Origin of the sequence: Endozoicomonas sp. NE40 (genome assembly GCF_040549045.1) — a bacterium.
Lineage (GTDB): Bacteria > Pseudomonadota > Gammaproteobacteria > Pseudomonadales > Endozoicomonadaceae > Endozoicomonas_A > Endozoicomonas_A lisbonensis.
Genome location: NZ_JBEWTB010000002.1, coordinates 2,681,180 through 2,698,014, shown reverse-complemented (window position 1 = coordinate 2,698,014; position 16,835 = coordinate 2,681,180). Strand labels below are relative to the sequence as shown.

The 16,835-nt window shown below is 49.3% G+C and carries 16 protein-coding genes; 7 read left to right on the top strand and 9 right to left on the bottom strand.

Translation table 11 applies throughout. The features are described 5' to 3' along the window. Positions 1-81 precede the first annotated feature (81 nt). The 3 genes from V5J35_RS13255 to V5J35_RS13245 all read right to left on the bottom strand — a co-directional run bounded on the left by V5J35_RS13255 (position 82) and on the right by V5J35_RS13245 (position 2,831). Positions 82-951, bottom strand: coding sequence for an HpcH/HpaI aldolase/citrate lyase family protein (locus V5J35_RS13255; RefSeq protein ID WP_354007593.1), 870 nt, complete (start codon positions 949-951; stop codon positions 82-84). Between the two features lie 69 nt (positions 952-1,020). Continuing rightward, on the bottom strand, positions 1,021-2,421 hold the full coding sequence (locus tag V5J35_RS13250) for a TRAP transporter large permease (protein WP_354007592.1): 1,401 nt from the start codon (positions 2,419-2,421) through the stop codon (positions 1,021-1,023). Further along, positions 2,418-2,831 (bottom strand): TRAP transporter small permease, encoded by a 414-nt coding sequence (locus V5J35_RS13245; protein ID WP_354011294.1) that lies wholly within the window; start codon positions 2,829-2,831, stop codon positions 2,418-2,420. The genes V5J35_RS13250 and V5J35_RS13245 overlap by 4 nt, the downstream gene beginning before the upstream one ends. A gap of 87 nt (positions 2,832-2,918) precedes the next feature. Here V5J35_RS13245 and V5J35_RS13240 point away from each other — a divergent pair. Next, positions 2,919-3,622 (top strand): IS1 family transposase gene (locus tag V5J35_RS13240; RefSeq protein ID WP_354007591.1). Its coding sequence is split into 2 segments (ribosomal slippage): positions 2,919-3,162 and positions 3,162-3,622, totalling 705 coding nucleotides; the frame shifts between segments, so codons are not numbered across the junction. Here V5J35_RS13240 and V5J35_RS13235 read toward each other — a convergent pair. Genes V5J35_RS13235 through V5J35_RS13215 form a run of 5 tightly spaced genes read right to left on the bottom strand, consistent with a single transcriptional unit; the run spans position 3,591 to position 8,097 of the window. Continuing rightward, positions 3,591-3,836 (bottom strand): TRAP transporter small permease, encoded by a 246-nt coding sequence (locus V5J35_RS13235; protein ID WP_354007590.1) that lies wholly within the window; start codon positions 3,834-3,836, stop codon positions 3,591-3,593. The two genes, V5J35_RS13240 and V5J35_RS13235, sit on opposite strands and share 32 nt — an antisense overlap. A gap of 56 nt (positions 3,837-3,892) precedes the next feature. Beyond that, complete coding sequence (locus V5J35_RS13230) at positions 3,893-4,879, bottom strand: TRAP transporter substrate-binding protein (RefSeq protein ID WP_354007589.1); 987 nt, start codon at positions 4,877-4,879, stop codon at positions 3,893-3,895. 44 nt (positions 4,880-4,923) lie between these two features. Further along, on the bottom strand, positions 4,924-5,796 hold the full coding sequence (locus V5J35_RS13225) for an HTD2 family dehydratase (RefSeq protein WP_354007588.1): 873 nt from the start codon (positions 5,794-5,796) through the stop codon (positions 4,924-4,926). Next, positions 5,793-6,923: a CaiB/BaiF CoA transferase family protein gene (locus V5J35_RS13220; protein ID WP_354007587.1), complete on the bottom strand. Its 1,131-nt coding sequence runs from the start codon at positions 6,921-6,923 to the stop codon at positions 5,793-5,795. Before V5J35_RS13220 ends, V5J35_RS13225 begins: the two co-directional genes overlap by 4 nt. Positions 6,924-6,948: 25 nt before the next feature. Further along, positions 6,949-8,097 (bottom strand): acyl-CoA dehydrogenase family protein, encoded by a 1,149-nt coding sequence (locus tag V5J35_RS13215; RefSeq protein ID WP_354007586.1) that lies wholly within the window; start codon positions 8,095-8,097, stop codon positions 6,949-6,951. Between the two features lie 127 nt (positions 8,098-8,224). Here V5J35_RS13215 and V5J35_RS13210 point away from each other — a divergent pair, with 127 nt between their 5' ends. Together V5J35_RS13210 and V5J35_RS13205 are read left to right on the top strand one after the other, a co-directional pair. Continuing rightward, positions 8,225-9,106: a LysR family transcriptional regulator gene (locus tag V5J35_RS13210; protein WP_354007585.1), complete on the top strand. Its 882-nt coding sequence runs from the start codon at positions 8,225-8,227 to the stop codon at positions 9,104-9,106. 73 nt (positions 9,107-9,179) lie between these two features. Then, positions 9,180-9,560: a hypothetical protein gene (locus V5J35_RS13205; RefSeq protein WP_354007584.1), complete on the top strand. Its 381-nt coding sequence runs from the start codon at positions 9,180-9,182 to the stop codon at positions 9,558-9,560. Positions 9,561-9,563: 3 nt separating this feature from the next. Here the strand turns inward: V5J35_RS13205 and nagB are convergent, their stop codons facing one another. After that, positions 9,564-10,364 carry a glucosamine-6-phosphate deaminase gene (nagB, locus tag V5J35_RS13200; protein WP_354007583.1) on the bottom strand — a complete coding sequence of 267 codons (801 nt, stop codon included), beginning with the start codon at positions 10,362-10,364 and terminating at the stop codon, positions 9,564-9,566. Between the two features lie 322 nt (positions 10,365-10,686). On the opposite strand from nagB, the gene V5J35_RS13195 reads away from it, so the two are divergent. The 4 genes from V5J35_RS13195 (at position 10,687) to V5J35_RS13180 (ending at position 16,443) form a co-directional block, all read left to right on the top strand. Next, positions 10,687-11,451, top strand: coding sequence for a sulfite exporter TauE/SafE family protein (locus V5J35_RS13195; protein ID WP_354007582.1), 765 nt, complete (start codon positions 10,687-10,689; stop codon positions 11,449-11,451). Positions 11,452-11,538: 87 nt separating this feature from the next. After that, complete coding sequence (sbcD, locus tag V5J35_RS13190) at positions 11,539-12,063, top strand: exonuclease subunit SbcD (RefSeq protein WP_354016405.1); 525 nt, start codon at positions 11,539-11,541, stop codon at positions 12,061-12,063. Continuing rightward, the gene (locus V5J35_RS13185; RefSeq protein WP_354016404.1) at positions 12,017-12,787 is read left to right on the top strand and encodes an exonuclease SbcCD subunit D C-terminal domain-containing protein; all 771 of its coding nucleotides are present in this window, start codon (positions 12,017-12,019) and stop codon (positions 12,785-12,787) included. Before sbcD ends, V5J35_RS13185 begins: the two co-directional genes overlap by 47 nt. Then, positions 12,784-16,443, top strand: coding sequence for an AAA family ATPase (locus tag V5J35_RS13180; protein WP_354007580.1), 3,660 nt, complete (start codon positions 12,784-12,786; stop codon positions 16,441-16,443). The genes V5J35_RS13185 and V5J35_RS13180 overlap by 4 nt, the downstream gene beginning before the upstream one ends. Positions 16,444-16,835 lie beyond the last annotated feature (392 nt).

Genomic DNA, 16,835 nt, shown 5'->3' with positions numbered 1-16,835 from the left:
AGTTTGGAAGAGGTATCTTTCAGTCTGATCCCTCCTGATCAGCCTGCTTCTGAGTTTAAGGCTTGAGTTAACGCCATAAAATTAACTGTAAGTGAGTATGTCCTTTGCCCTCTGTAAAACGGGCGCATCAATCATTTGGCCATCAATGGCTATAACCCCAATCCCCTCGGCCTGTGCAGCAGCAAAGCGTTCAACGACAGTTTTTGCCCAGCTGACTTCATCTTCGGTAGCTGCAAACCCTTCGTTAAACAGACTAATCTGTCTGGGATGAATGGCTAACGCACCGGTAAATCCCATTTCACGGGCAATCTGCACTTGCTCCTTCAGTAACTCAAGATTATTAAAATTAGCCAGCGCACCAGGAATTCCAATCGCCTGCAGATGATTAGCCTTGGCATTCACCAGCAGAGTTTCAGAATACCCCAGCAACCGCTCAGTAGTGGGAACACAACCCAGCTCTGCAATCAGGTCTTCAGAACCCAGAGCCAGAGCACACAAACGTGGCGTTGCTCTGGCAATATCAGGCAAATTAACAATACCGCCAGCGGTTTCAATCAGCCCGAGCATGCGAATATGACCGGGAGCCAGCCCTCGCTCTGCTTCAAGTTGCCTGATCAGTGTATCCAGCTGTCGAAGGTAACCGGCCGACTCCGTTTTGGGAACCATAATGGCGGTAAGGTTTGGAGATACCACCGCTTCAAGATCCCGAACCGCATTACGCAAATCATTGTTAATCCGAACCACCACTGGCAACTGCTGCTGTGCAAGCATCAGCATGTGTTCTGCAACAACAAACCGGACGTCGTGTTTTTGTTCAGGGGGTATGCTGTCTTCAAGATCAAGAATAATGCCATCTGCCCCACGGCTTGCCGCTTTTTCAACAAACGACCGGTTGCTGGCCGGAATAAACAACAGTGAACGCCAGTTAAGACCATCATGTAGTGTATGCATACGCTGTCTCTTTTTATTCTTATTGTTTCAGGGATTGCTTCAAGGAAAGCGCCGAAGCACTTTCGCACGTTATCGATAGCCTTTCAGCTGATCAAACAGTTCAGGTAAAAACAGTGAAATCTGCGGTATATAGGTAATCAGCATGAGGAAGCCCAGCATCAGCAGCAACCATGGCAGAACCGCCTTGACCACCCAGCCGATACTTTCACCCGTAATGCCTGCGGTAACAAACAGGTTCAGTCCGACAGGAGGTGTTAACAGCCCGATCTCCATATTGACGACCATGATGATTCCGAGATGAATCGGATCAATTCCCAGTTGAGTTGCAATCGGGAACAAAATCGGTGCCATGATCAGAATAATGGCTGACGGCTCCATAAAATTACCGGCAATCAGCAGAATAATATTAACCGCAATCAGGAAGCCCCAGACAGGCAATCCCATATCAGTAATGATTTCTGCAACCGCGTGAGGTATTCGTTCAGTGGTCAGGATGTGAGCAAACAGCATGGCGTTGGCAATAATAAACAACAGCATCATACTGGCTTTAGCCGCATCCAGAACCGTTTTACGAACTTCCGGGTGTGCAAAAGACTTTACGGTTACAACCGGCAACAAGAGAACATTGCGCAATGCTGCCACTGGCAATGATTCACTCTCTTTGCGCCACGCCACACCACTCAGTGGCCCGATATCCCGATAAAAATATACGGCAATAAAAAAGGCGTAAAACACCGCAATGGCAGCAGCTTCTGTTGGTGAAGCCACACCGCCATAAATGGCACCAAGAATCAGGATAATCAGCAGCAATCCGCCGGACGCTGACAGTCCTGAGCGCATCACCTGACGAACGCCCGGAAATGGTTGTGACGGCAACTTCTTGAAACAGGCATAGATATAAATGGCCACCATTAACAGGCCGCCCATCAGCAGACCCGGAATCAATCCAGCCATAAACATGCGGGACGCTGACACTTCGGTAGACACTGCATAAACGAGCATGACGATAGACGGCGGAATGAGTATGCCCAGGGTTCCGGCATTGGTTATTACACCTGCGGCCAGAGGCTTTGGATAACCGGCACGCACCATACCGACAATCACCAGGCTGCCAATCGCTGCCACGGTGGCAGGCGAAGAACCAGAAACCGCCGCAAAAATCATACACGCCATCACGGAAGCCATGGCCAGACCACCGCGAACGTGACCAATAATATCTGTCGTAAAATTGATCATCCGCTGTGCCACCCCGCCTGTTGAAAGAAAAGCGGATGACAGAATAAAGAAAGGAATTGCCAGCAACGTGTAATGCTCAGACAAGGCTTCAAACATCTTCAAAGCCACTGAAGCCAGACTGTCCTGAGAAAACAGCAAGATGGTCAGCATGCTCGACAAACCCAGAGACACAGCAATGGGAATACCTATGAGCATGAAGGTAAACAAACCAATAAATAGAAAAGCAATGGTCATTTTTCTGCCCCCTTATCTTCTACTTCTTTCAGGGCATCCCTGGCTTCATCGGCTAACTCAAACTGCTCGATTTCACCGGTTAACAGTTTCCAGAAAGCCTGAAAAAAACGCCACCCGATTAACAGAAAGCCAAGCAGCAAACCGCTGTGGGCAAGCCATAAAGGAAACATTGGGTCTTCAGTATCAAGCTTTAAAACTTCCCAGGCGAAATCATCACTAAAACTCCGGGCAAGCCAGTAGGGCAGACGCACATCCTCCATGCCCAGACCAATGCCGTATATTTTGTCCAGATAGACCCAGGCGCCATAAACCATCATTGCGCAGTAAGCGAGACATCCGGTTAATGCAAACAGGCTGACTATTCTTCGGGTTGCCGGAGCCAGCTGCCTGATCAGCAGGTCCACGCCAATATGAGTCCCTTTTTTTGGTCATGAATCAAATGCGTTGATCTCGTATATCTAACGACCAATACTTGCTGTTATCCTGCCGATTTTCCTATGGCAATTATTAAAGTCGTTTGTGCTCACTGTGATACCACAGATGGTGTCGTGAAAAATGGTAAAGCGCCCTCAGGCATACAGCGCTATCTGTGTCGAAATTGCAGGCAAAGCTTCCAGCTTGAATTTGTCTACAACGCCAACAAGCCCGGTGCTCACGAGCGCATAGTGGATATGGCCATGAATGGTTCCGGTGTCAGAGATACGGGACGCGTTCTGGGCATCAGTCCAACGACGGTCATCAGCCACTTAAAAAACTCGTCCCGCGACAGGTGACATCACTCCCCTTCGACAATGAAGAGCTGGTGCTCATCTGCCAGATGGATGAGCAATGGTCTTATGTCGGCAATAAAAAGAATCAGCGTTGGCTATTCTATGCGTGGGAACCTCGCTACCAGAGGGTGATCGCTCATGTTTTTGGTCGAAGAACGAAAAAGACCTTGAAGAAACTGATAAAGCTGGTCAAACCTTACAAGTTCAAATTTTACTGCACAGATGACTGGAAGCCCTACGGATCAGAACTGCCGGAAGATAGCCATGTTATCAGTAAGAAGCTGACCCAGAGCATCGAGAGAACAAACCTAACGCTTCGCACTCGGCTGAAGCGGTTAACACGTAGAACGATCTGTTTCTCTCGATCAGACGAACTGCATGATAAGGTTATCGGGGAGTTCATCTCACGAACGTGGTATCAACGTGTTTGATGCGTGACCCTTTTTTTACCCCGTAGGCAGCGCCAAAAAGCACAAACCACGCCGCTACATGTAAGGTCAGTTCACTCACCCACATGAGGCCGGTATTAAATGCAAAGCGCATCAGTACTTCATAAAACGTTAAACCTGCCATACTGACAAACAGCAGACAGATGCAGTTTTCTTCGAATCGCTCTAGTTTTGATATGAGCTTTGATGTGGCCATAACACCTCCAGCCTGAAAAGGAGGTCAGGGTACCTGCCCTGACCCGTGACTGACGTTTATCCGTTGGACTTTAAGGCCGCTTCAATCACATCCTTACCAATATCACGCTCAAACTCTTTCCAGACAGGTCTCATCGCTTCAACCCACTGTTTGCGCTCTTCGGGTGTTAAATCAAGTACCTTGCTCCGTCCTGATTGCTCTACAGCCACACGGTCGGATGTCGCCTTTTCCTTAGCAACGGCATTACCGAAATCAATGGATTCATCAATGGCTTTTTGCAGCTCACCCCGAAGGTCGGCTGGCAGCCCTTTCCAGAACTCATCCGAAGTCACGATCATATAGTTGATAATGCCGTGGTCGGTCTGGGTAATGTATTCCTGGGTTTCATAGAATTTCTTGGAGTAAATGTTGGACCAGGAATTTTCCTGCCCATCAATCGCCTTGGTCTGTAACAGGGTGAACACTTCCGAGAAGGGCTTTTTGAGAGGGGTGGCGTTCAGGGCATGCATCTGTGATGCCAGCACATCAGACGACATAATCCGGAACTTCAGACCAGCAGCGTCTTCAGGAACCCGCAGCGGCTTATTGGCAGAAAACTGTTTCATGCCGCTGTGCAGGTAACCAAGACCTAAAATGCCGCGACGCTCCATGGAGCGAAGCAGATTTTTACCGGTATCACTGTTTTCAAAACGATAAACCGCATCAAGGTCTTCCAGCAGGAAGGGCAAGTCAAAGACCTGAAGCTTCTTGGTATAACGCTTGAACTTGGACAGCGACAAAGCCCCCATCTGGACATCACCCAGCAGCATGGCTTCCAGTACTTTGTTGTCCCCGTAGAGCTGGGAGTTGGGATAGACCTCAACTTTTACCCGGTCTCCCAAGCGTTCATGCACCAGGTCACGAAACTTGTTTGCCATCTGGCCTTTGGGCGTGTTTTCCGCGACTACGTGGGAAAACTTGATAACAATCGGGTCCTGGGCAAAGGCAGACGCTGCCAGTGTGGAAAGGATCAAAGCTGCTGCGGTTATTATTCTTTTTATCATCGCCTTCTCATTCTTGTTGTTATTGTTATTGGATTGCGGGGTAGTTACCGTATTCGAGCCTCTGCCTGCATGGCCAGCTCACCACGGTGATTCGCTATCCACAGGCTCAGGGTATGACCATCACGGCGACCGTTCACGGTAAAGTCGTTAATGTCCAGAATGGGACTGACAGCACGAAAAGAAAACGACAAAACCTTAATATCAGGAATCGCCCTGCCTGCTTCTACTAACAGTAACGTCGCCAGTAAAGGGCCATGAACAACCAGCCCCGAATAGCCCTCGACATTATTGCAGTAACTCCGGTCATAATGAATACGATGTGTATTAAATGTCAGGGCTGAATACCGAAACAGCAGCTTTGGGTCAGGGGTTACTGTAACTGACCACTGAGCCTGAAGATCAGGCTGTTGAGCGGCAGGGGCTGTACCGGGTGTACCCGGTTTGACAGGCTGTCGGTAAACAATGTCGTGTTCTTCCCGCATACTGCCGCCATGCTCACCCTCAAAGTGATGATGCACCTCGACAAAGACCAGAGGTCCGGAACGTCCTTCCTTATAGCGGACACTGCGAATTTCAGACAGCCGCTCAACCGATTCCCCAATCCTCAAGGGTGAGCCAATTTCGAGCCTTCCTCCCGCCCACATACGACGGGATAGAGGTACTGGCGGAAGGAAGCCTCCCAACACCGGATGTCCATCTTCTGCAAGACCTGCGCTGGGTGTTTCGGGCAGAAAATAAAGCCAGTGCCACAAAGGCGCCAGACAGGCACCCTGTTCAGAAGAAAACAGCTCTTTATCAAGCGTGGCAGCCATGGCAACCACCGGTCTGCTATGAATAACCTCGGTTTTCAGTTGCTGTCGTCCCTCCCATTTCTGCAGGGCAGACAGGTCTACTTCACAGGGCTGTAACACGCTCATGCTCTGACCTCCTTATCAAATTCTGCTTTGATTCGATCCGTATCCGCTCCCAGTTCCGGGCAACCTTTCACTTTATCGGTCAGCCAGGGCGTCTGCGCGGGCAGGGCGGGAATATCAGCCACCTGCCCGTCAGGCAGCGTTGTCTGAACAGACTGATAAGCAGGGTGTTCCAGAACTTCCGCAAGGGTATTACTGACACCACAGGCAATTTTTGCCTGCCGTAACCTGTTTAGTAATTCCTGCTGTGAAAACTGTCGTGTGATAGCCCCAATGGCACTTTCAACATCCTGTCGATGCTGAGTGCGCAATTTGTTTGAGGCAAAATCCGGATGGCTTGCCAGCTCCGTTGATTCAAGAACGTCCAAACACAAGCGCTGCCACTCCCGTTCATTCTGTATCGAAATAACAACATCACTACCCGAGGTTGGAAAGGCTCCATAAGGAACAATCGACGGATGTCGCATACCTATGTAATCAGGGCCTGAACCAGAGTAAGCCTGTTGCAACAAAGGTACAGCCATAATGTCCGTCATACTGCCAAACAGGGAAAGTGACAGAGAACACCCTTTACCGTTTTTCTCCCGGTAGTGCAGCGCTTCTACAATGGCTGTATGAGCATTCATACCGGTTACAATATCTGCCACGGAGATGCCCATTCGACCATCACCGCTGATACCGGACAGCCCCGATTCAGCCTGAACCAGCATGTCGTAGGCACGCATATCCCGGTATTCATTCTGTTCGCCATAACCGGAAATGGAGCAGGTGATTAAGCGCGGGTATTTTTTTCTGAGTTCTTCTTCTCCAAACCCTAATCGAGCCACCGCCCCCACAGAGAGGTTTTGTACAAACACATCAGCCTCGGCCAGTATCCGGTCCAGACACAGCCTGTCTTCATTCTGTTTCAGGTCGAGACAAATGGATTCCTTGCCATGGTTAATCCAGACAAAGTAGCTGGCTTCTCCCTTAACAAACCCGTCGTATCCCCGGGCAAAATCACCTTCAGGGCGTTCAACCTTAATCACCCTGGCCCCGGCGGCAGCCAGCCGTGATGTGCATAAGGGTGCTGCTACCGCCTGCTCAATAGAAACCACCAGCACACCTTCCAGAGGCTTTGCATCAGACATTGCTTTTCACTCCCTGAAAGGTGGATCAGAATGAACGGGGAAGACCCAGAACGTGTTCACTGATGTACGACAGAATAAGGTTCGTTGATACGGGTGCCACCTGATAGAGGCGGGTTTCTCTCAGCTTCCGCTCAATATCAAACTCTTTGGCAAAGCCATAACCGCCATGGGTTTGAAGACAGGTATCGCCCGCTTTCCAGGATGCTTCCGAAGCCAGAAGCTTGGCTATATTCGCTTCTTCGCCGCAATGCTCTCCCGCATCAAACTTTCTTGCTGCTTCATTGACCATCAGCTCGGCAGCCCGCATCTCGGCATAACTCCGGGCAATCGGGAACTGCACCCCCTGGTTCTTGCCAATAGGCCGACCAAAAACCTCTCGCTCACTGGCATAGGTCTTTGCTCGTTCAATAAAGAATTTGCAGTCCCCTATACATTCGTAGCTGATCAAAATACGTTCAGCATTCATTCCGTCCAGGATGTAGCGGAATCCTTTACCTTCTTCCCCCACCAGGCAATCGGCAGGAATTTTCAAATTATCAAAGAATAACTCTGTCGTATGATGATTCATCATTGTTTCAATGGGATGAATGGTCAGGCCATTACCCACAATTTCACGCATATCAATCAGGAATACACTCAACCCTTCGGTCTTGCGTTTTACTTCACCAGCCGGAGTGGTACGAGCCAACAGCAAAATAAGGTCAGAGTGTTCTGCACGACTGATCCAGACTTTAGAGCCATTGATAATGTAATGGTCGCCCCTGTTTTCAGCGAACGTGCGAATAGATGTGGTATCAGTACCCGCAACCGGTTCCGTGACACCAAATGCCTGAAGACGCAACTCGCCGGAAGCAATTTTTGGCAGGTAGCGGGCTTTCTGATCCTCAGAGCCATGCCGTAATACCGTCCCCATGGTATACATCTGGGCATGGAAAGCTCCGGGATGACCGCCGGATCGGGAAATTTCCTCAAGAATAATACCGGCAGCCTCTATACCAAGACCTACACCGCCGTACTCTTCAGGAATCAGGACAGATAAAAAACCTTCGTCGTTCAAAACCCGGATAAAGTCATCAGGATAACCATTCGATTTCTCCAGCTCACGCCAGTATTCATTGGGAAAACGTTCGCATAGTTTGCTGACGCTGTTACGGATTTCCTGATACTCGATCATTATTATTATCCTCAGCTCGCGTGTCTGATTGTTATTCTTTGTTCCATATACTCCATATGAACGACATATTCTGTCAAATGATATAAACTGAACCTTCTGTACTAATAATTAGAACAACCAATACAGTATGCGACGTTTACCTCCTCTGAATGCCGTCCACTATTTTGAAATAACCGCCAGCTGTGGCAGCATCCGTGAAGCTGCCAGAGAGTTGTGTATTTCCCCCTCTGCCGTCAGTCACCAGATTGCCAAATTGGAACAGTTTCTGGACTGCGCCCTGTTTCACCGGGTGAATGGTCGATTACTGTTGTCTGATGCAGGAAAAAAGTATCTGGGTCACGTGAAAAGGGCTTTTAGTCAGATAGAGTCCGCCACCTGGGACGCTTATGAAAATAGAAAGTCAGAACAATTAGTCATTGCATCCCCCCCCAGTTTTTCATCGCTCTGGCTTTTGCCCAATCTCTCTGACTTTCTGCGTGATACGCCACAGCTGAATATAAAGCTGATTGATAAACTCACCATTGCCGACTGCGAAAACGATGTTGATTGCGGCATAGAGTACCGATTTAATACCGTACACGACCGCTTTTCAGAAAAACTGTTTAACGACGATATTGTGCCGTTAGCCAGCCCCGGAATGGTTAAATCCTGTCGTCTGGATTCAATGGACAGGCTCAGGGGTTTAACGCTGATTGTGACAGAACGGCGCTTCTTCTCCTGGAAAGCTATTCTGAGTCAATACAACTGGCTTGATACCTGCCGGGTTATCTCTGTGAAATATACTCATCAGGCATTAAGCGCTGCGGTTCACGGACACGGCGTTGCCCTGGCAAACCGCCATAACTCAGAAGAGCTGGTTCGGAAAGGGCATCTGCAGATCCCTTTCTCAATTGACTTTGACAGAAGCAAAGCCCCTTCTTACTACTTCAGCTGCAAAAACAAGGATATTTATACGCCGAAAGTCAACCAGTTCTATCTCTGGCTGAAAAATACACTTAAGGCCAGGTAGAAACCATCAGCGGGAACTTTTCCTGACTCTGTCTATCTAATACCGTCAAAGAGCAAAGAAAAGGATTTCTGTTATGTATGGTGTTTCTCCGGGGCATTCTCCTCACCAATATTATCCCCCACCCCCTTACAGCAAACCTGCAAGGGGGCGAAGGCAACCGGTAACCCGTACCGGTTCTTCAAGTCAGCCGGATTTTTCTCGCAGGCCAGGCAACTCCAACAGGCCAGACGGCTCCACTAAAAAAGCAAAAGCAGAACCCAAAGAAAAACAGCCATCATTTATGGACCGGAACTGTGGAAAAATCACCGTCCTTGGCGGAGTCTCAACCGTGGCAGGAGGTCTCATTTGCTTTGCCACGGTTCCTGTGGGCATAAGTTTGCTTGCGGCTGGTACCTTTACTTTCTGGTTTGGCCTGGCTTACACAGGACTGGTCAACAAAATGCTCGATTGTTAACCATTAAAGATTACGAATATTTTCCGCTTCCAGCTCCGCAAAATACTTGAGGGTTTTAACCCTCAGTTCCATGGTTGCGTCTTCATCACAGACGATCATGGCCTTCGGGTGCATCTGCAAAGCGGAAACCGTCCAGAGGTGGTTGATGGAGCCTTCAACAGCCGCTTTCAGGGCATGGGCTTTCTCTGAACCCGTTACCAGAATCATCACCTCACGGGCATCCAGCAAAGTTCCCACACCAATGGTCAGAGCCAGTTTGGGTACCTGATTAATATCCCCCTCAAAGAACCGTGAGTTTGCCTGACGGGTTTTATCAGTCAGGGTTTTAGGGCGGGTACGGGACGCCAGTGACGAACCAGGCTCATTAAAGGCAATATGTCCGTCATGGCCAACACCACCCATAAACAGCTCAATCCCTCCCAGGGCTTCTATTTTCGCTTCATAGCGGGCGCACTCGACTTCCAGGTCATCGGGATTGCCATTGAGCAGGTTGATGTTTTCCAGCGGAATATCAATGTGTTCAAAGAAATTCTCAAACATAAAAGTGCGGTATGACTCGGGATGATCCGCCGGAATACCTACATATTCATCCATATTGAAGGTCACTACATGCCGGAAGCTGACCTTGCCAGCCTGATGCATTCTTATCAGTTGCCTGTAGGTGTTGAGAGGTGTTCCACCGGTAGGCAGTCCCAGCACAAATGGACGGTCTGCGGTTGGCTCAAATGCATTAATTCTGTCCACAATGTGTTTCGCAGACCACTTGCCGACATCTTCTCTACTGGCAACAGGAATTAAACGCATATCTTCACCTTCCAATCTTGAACCGTTTGTTTGAAATTTATTCTTACCCGGGCCGGGCTGGCGACCATGTCTCATGACATTTTACACCTTTATGTAACCGGTCACATTACCAGTTTAAAAATAACGTACCTACCACACAGGTCAATACTTATTAGCAAAACTCCCTGCGAAGAAAAGATATAGACCATCCCGGAAGGTGAGGGTTGCTTATCCTGAGGCTTTTTTGCATAACCGACAGCGAAAGCGATACCATGACGAGCCTGAGCCCCTTCAATACAGACTTCTATCGAGCAATAAATAGAACAATACAAAGGACTGAGTTGTGCCTGACCTGTTTATTCCTGAGCTATCTATCCCCGAGCTATCTATCCCCGAACTATGGCTGGTTTTTGCCGCATTCTTTACTTCGACCATGACCGCCGTATTTGGCATTGGTGGAGGCGTCATGCTGATTGGCCTGATGCCTGGCGCCATACCTGCAACGGCAATCATTCCCGTACATGGTCTGGTTCAGTTGTCCAGCAACGTCAGTCGTGCATGGTTCGGTCGTCGGTTTATTCGCTGGGATTACCTGAAGCGTTTTCTGCCCGGAGCCATTGTTGGCACTGTGTTAGCCTCACAGTTTGTACTCAGTATCAATATGGATTACATACCGCTGGTACTGGGGCTGTTTCTTCTTATCATTACCTGGGCTCCCATCCCATCATTGCAACATTTGCCCGCCAGATTCTTCTCCTTTGGCATTATTCACTCCCTGATGAGTACACTGGGTGGAGCAGCAGGACCGTTGCTGGCTGCTTTTTTATCCAGGGAAGGTTTTAACCGGGACACCCTGGTGGCCACCTTTGCTGCGTTTATGAGTACCTCCCACTTGCTTAAGGTATCCGCTTTTACGGCGCTTGGGTTCGATTTTATGGCGTGGCTACCTCTTATGCTGCTGATGAGCATCAGCGTGATCCTTGGCTCATGGTTTGGCACACGGATAAGGCCCGTCATACCGGAGATTAACTTTAAAACGATCTTCCGCTGGATTATTACCCTGCTGGCATTGAGGATGATGGTTCTCAGTCTGTTAGAAATCTTCTAATGAAGGTCTGACAGCAAAGCTATCCTGTCGCTGAAAAATCTGCTGTACTCTCAGAGGCTTCACAACAGACAGTACCTACAATCGATCATGCGTATTCTTCACACATCCGACTGGCATCTTGGACAGCATTTCATGGGCAAAAGCAGGGAAGCGGAGCACAGGGCTTTTCTGCAATGGCTACAGGTGACGGTCAATAAACACAACATTGATGCCCTGATTATTGCCGGAGATGTGTTTGATACCGGAACTCCTCCCAGCTATGCACGAACCCTGTACAACCAGTTTATTGTGAACCTGCGACAAACCTGCTGCCAACAGCTGGTGATTGTGGGCGGGAATCATGATTCTGTCGCGACCCTCAATGAATCCCGGGAGTTACTGGCGTTCCTGAACACCACGGTTGTCGGAGGCGTATCCGAAACCCCTGACGACGAGGTGGTACTGTTGAAAAATGCCAGAGGCGAACCTGCTGTTGCCCTGTGCGCAATACCTTATATTCGCCCCCGTGATGTTCTGGAAAGCCGTTCGGGAGACAGCGACTCGGACAAACAGCTGGCTCTGCAAAATGCCATTGCCAGCGCATTACCAGACTGTATTCAGCAAAGCCGCTGAACATAAGCTGCCCGTTGTCGCCACCGGACACCTGACCACTGTCAATGGTCAACTGTCCGAGTCTGTCCGGGAGATTTATATCGGCACACTGCACGCCTTCCCTGCCAGTGGTTTTCCACCCGCAGCTTACATTGCACTGGGGCATCTGCATAAGCCCCAGAAAGTCTCCGGACAGGAACATGTTCGTTATTCCGGCTCACCGATTCCACTCAGTTTTGATGAAACCGCCACTGCCAAACAGGTCGTTATGGTGTCGTTTAACGGCAGTCCAAAACCCGAAATCACAGAAATACCGGTTCCGGTCTTTCGCCCACTGTTAAGCATCAAAGGTTCACTCGAAGCGATCGAACAACAGATCAAACAGATCAGCACAGACTCCGGCCTGGCACCCTGGCTGGAAATAGAAGTGGCGTCCGATGACTACCTGAGTGATGTCCAGAGCCCGGTTCAGGACATGGTGGCGGATCTTCCTCTGGAAGTACTCCGGGTCAGACGGCAACGTAACACCCAGTCAGCCAGTCTGGTTCGGGAAGCCCGTGAAACCCTTGAAGAACTGGACGTTTCCGAAGTATTCACAAAACGCCTTGAAGACGAACCTCTGGAAGACGACAGAGTTCAGGCATTAACCCGTGCTTTTAATGAAGTGCTGGATACTATACACAATGATGTAAACGATGATTTGAACGCCGGAAAAGTAGTGTCTGAAAAGGAAGTCGCCCAATGAAAATTCTGAGCCTGCGTCTTAAAAACCTTAACTCCCTGAAAGGGGAGTGGAAAATCGACTTCACTTCAACAGACTTTGCCGATAACGGCCTGTTTGCCATTACCGGCCCGACCGGCGCAGGAAAAACCACGCTGCTGGATGCTATCTGCCTGGCGCTTTATCACCAGACACCCCGTTTAAGCACAATCTCCCAGAGCAGCAATGAGCTGATGACCCGCCACACGGCCGAGTCGCTGGCGGAAGTGGAATTTGAAGTCAAAGGTGAAGGTTACCGGGCGTTCTGGTCCCAGAGACGGGCCAGAGGAAAGGCTGAAGGCAAGCTGCAAAGCCCGCAGGTTGAGCTGGCAAAGCTGGATGGCACCATTATCACGCACAAAATCAATGAGAAACTCAGCCGGGTCAGCGACATTACCGGGCTGGACTTTGCCCGTTTTACCAAGTCGATGATGCTGGCTCAGGGTGGCTTTGCCGCGTTTCTGGAAGCCTCTGCCAACGATCGTGCCGAACTGCTGGAAGAGCTGACGGGGACTGAAATTTACGGTGATATTTCCCGTCGAGTATTCGAACGGATGCGTCAGGAACAGGAAACACTGAAGCTGCTGCAGGCAAAATCCGAAGGGGTTCAACTGCTGGATGACGAAGTCATTAAGCAGCTCGAACAGGAACAAAGCACCCTGTCAGAAAAAGCCAACCAAACGGAAACCTTGCAAAAAACGCTCAAGGAACAGTTTGAATGGCTGCAACAGGTCAATAAGCTGACAACTGACGTTGAAGAAGCCGGGCAGCTCAAACAGAAAGCGATTGACGATAAAGCGGCACAGGCTGAACAACTTGAACGCCTTGCCCATGCACTGCCAGCCCTGGATCTCAAGCCCGCTTTCGACCAGCTTCAGTCCACCAGAGAAGCGGTTAATCACTCAGAAACAAAGTGCCAGCAGCTTCAGGCGGAGTTACAGCAGGCGTCCGACAGACTGGCATCGGCTCAATCCGAAGCGACAGCAGCACAGGAAAACCTTGCTACGGTTAAACAGCAAAAGGTTGAAACAGAAACCCTGATCAACGAGCAGGTGGTTCCCCTCGACCAGCAGATTCAGCAGAAAAGAGAAGAGCTGGCTACCGGCAACCAGCAGGCGGCCAGCCTTGAAAAAGAACTGTCAGAGCATCTGCAAACAGTTAACTCGCTACAACAACAACGCCAGTCGTCTATAGAACAGCAGGCAGCCACCAGCCAGTATCTGAATGACAATGCCCATCACCGGCTTCTGGCTGAACAACTGCCTCTCTGGCGCGCTCAGTTTGAACGTCGGGAATCACTCAACCGGCAAAATCAACAGACACAAACCGATCTGCAAAAGTGGCAAAAAGAATTAACAACACTGCATCGGGCAATGCAACAGAGTCAGAAAAAGGTTCAGCAAAGCCTGCACGACAGTGAACAGGCACAGGCATCGTATCAACAGGCAGTGAACCAGAAAGCCGAACTTCTGAAAGACACCAATGAGCAACAACTACTGAAACAGGAAGAACGCTTTGATGCCATCGCCCCCCTGTATCTGGAAATAAAAAACACTGAAAAGCAGTATCGTGACACGACTCAGACCTTACTGGCTGAACAGGCTGCTTTTTCTCAGAACCAGCAGGCTCTTGAACCTCTAAGCAAAGAATTACAGGCAAACCGGGAACAGTACAAACAGGAAAAACAACATCTGAATGATCTGGAAACCCTGCTGTTTCAGGAACAGAAAATTGCCAGCCTGACAGAACACAGAAATCGTTTAAAGAAGGACGAGGCGTGTCCGTTGTGCGGCTCACGGGAACATCCTTCCATCGACGTGTATAGCCATATCGACAGCAACGCAACCCGGAAAAGGGTTGAAGAAAAGCGTCAGCTTCTCAGCCAGATGGAACGGCTAGGTTCTGAGAAAAAAGCACGACAGGCTGAATTGCAAACACTCTGCCAGACGTCAGAAAAACGCATCACCGAACTCAGTCAGCAGCAGGCCACCTGTCTGGCTGGATGGGAAACACTCTGTGCATCGATTGGGGAAACACTCGATATTCAACAGCCCGACGCCATAGCCATCTGGCTGCAAAATGCCAGAGAAGAGGGCATCAGCCTGAAAACAATGACTCGGCAGCTAAAACAGATTAACGACAACCTCGTTCAGCTACAGCAAATCCAGACAGAGCAGAAGCAGAACACCACCAGCCTCCAGCATCAAATGGAGCTGCAAAGCCAGCAGTATGAACAGCGACAGAAAGAGCAGGACGCACAACATCAGGAAACAGAGAAACTGCAAAAGGAACTGAGCCATCTGGAACAGCAGATTGCCCGGTCACTGAATGAACCTCTGCCAGATCTGAGTCAGCAAAACCAGTGGCTGAGTCATCAGGAGAGCATGAAGACCACCTGGCAAGCCATGGAACAACAGGCAGAAACCCTGCAACAGTCTCTACAGGCACTGGAAAACGACCTTGCCCTGAATACGCAGAAACAGAACCACAGTAAACAGCAGCTTGATGAACGGCAGAACGAGCTGAAACAGCTTACTGAACAGCTGGAAGAATTCAGAACCCAACGTTTCATGTTACTGGGCGATCTGGATGTTGCAGAGGAACGCCAGCGTCTGGAAGCTTCAGTGGCTGAGGCTGACCAGTCATTAAAACAGACAGAAGCCCATACCCGGTCGGCTCAGAAAACATTCAGTGAACAGTCTGGTTTTTTACAACAGCAGGAACAGGCTTTACAGCGTCTGGGTGACGAACTGGAAAAAGTGACCCATCATTGGGAAACACAGCTGAAAGGCAGCCCTTTTGCAGACACTCAGGCTTTTGAACAGGCTATCCTGCCAGCCGGGCAGCGTGAAACCCTGCAAAACCTGAAACAAAACCTGGAAGAGGCCATTACCCGTACGACAGAACGGGAGCTGCTGATAAAAGAAAAGCTGACGATGCTTCAGTCCAACCCTTTAACGGAAGAAACAGCCGACGCATTACAGGAAAAAATTCACAATGTGGACAATGAACAGCGGCTGGTTAACCAGCGCCAGGGAGAGATCCGGCAGGCCCTGACTGATGATCGAAACAAACGTCAGCAGCAGTCTGAATTGTTCAACCGGATTTCAGCACAGAAAAAGCAGTTTGAACTCTGGGATCATCTCAATACGTTGATTGGCTCTGCCAAAGGCGACAAGTTCCGTAAGTTTGCCCAGGGGCTGACGCTGGATCACCTGATCTATCTTGCCAACCAGCAGCTTCAGCGCCTGCATGGTCGCTATCAGCTGAACCGTAAAAAATCGGAAGAACTCAGTCTGGAAATTCTCGATGAATGGCAGGCCGGGGTTCAGCGAGATATCAAAACCCTTTCCGGGGGCGAGAGTTTTCTGGTCAGTCTGGCACTGGCACTGGCGTTATCGGATCTGGTCAGTCATAAGACCAGCATTGATTCCCTGTTCCTTGATGAAGGGTTCGGAACCCTGGATCAGGAAACTCTGGAAATCGCCCTGAACGCCCTGGACAGCCTGAATGCCAGCGGCAAAATGGTCGGAGTCATCTCTCATGTTGAGTCCCTGAAAGAGCGCATTCCCATGCAGATTCATGTCAGCAAGGAAGTGGGGCTGGGTTACAGCACACTGGATAAGGCATTTGCGGTCTGACGGTGAAGTTTATGCTTAGGTACGTCGGCCTGCGCTCCTCATGGCAAAGGTCGTCATACCGGCAATCATCTGAGCCTGACAAAAACTGCCTGATCCTTTTGGGAGTGCGGTAACAGATAAAAAGTTAATTAGAAGTTGATAAACTAATTTTACATAGTCTACTTTATTATAGCGTTGTTTATTATCGTACTAATAAATAATAAACAATAGTCGTCTTCTAAAGAAGGCATTTCAGCGTTCCAATTTGTAGCTGTTTATGATTTGAGATCAAGTGTAATAATAAAGTGCATATTTATTGAGAAACAGTTTAATGGAATTTATTTGCTTTTTTAAGCTGTATTAAAATTATGGAAATCTATAAGTAGTCCGATGATTGCTTTTGCCAATCTGTA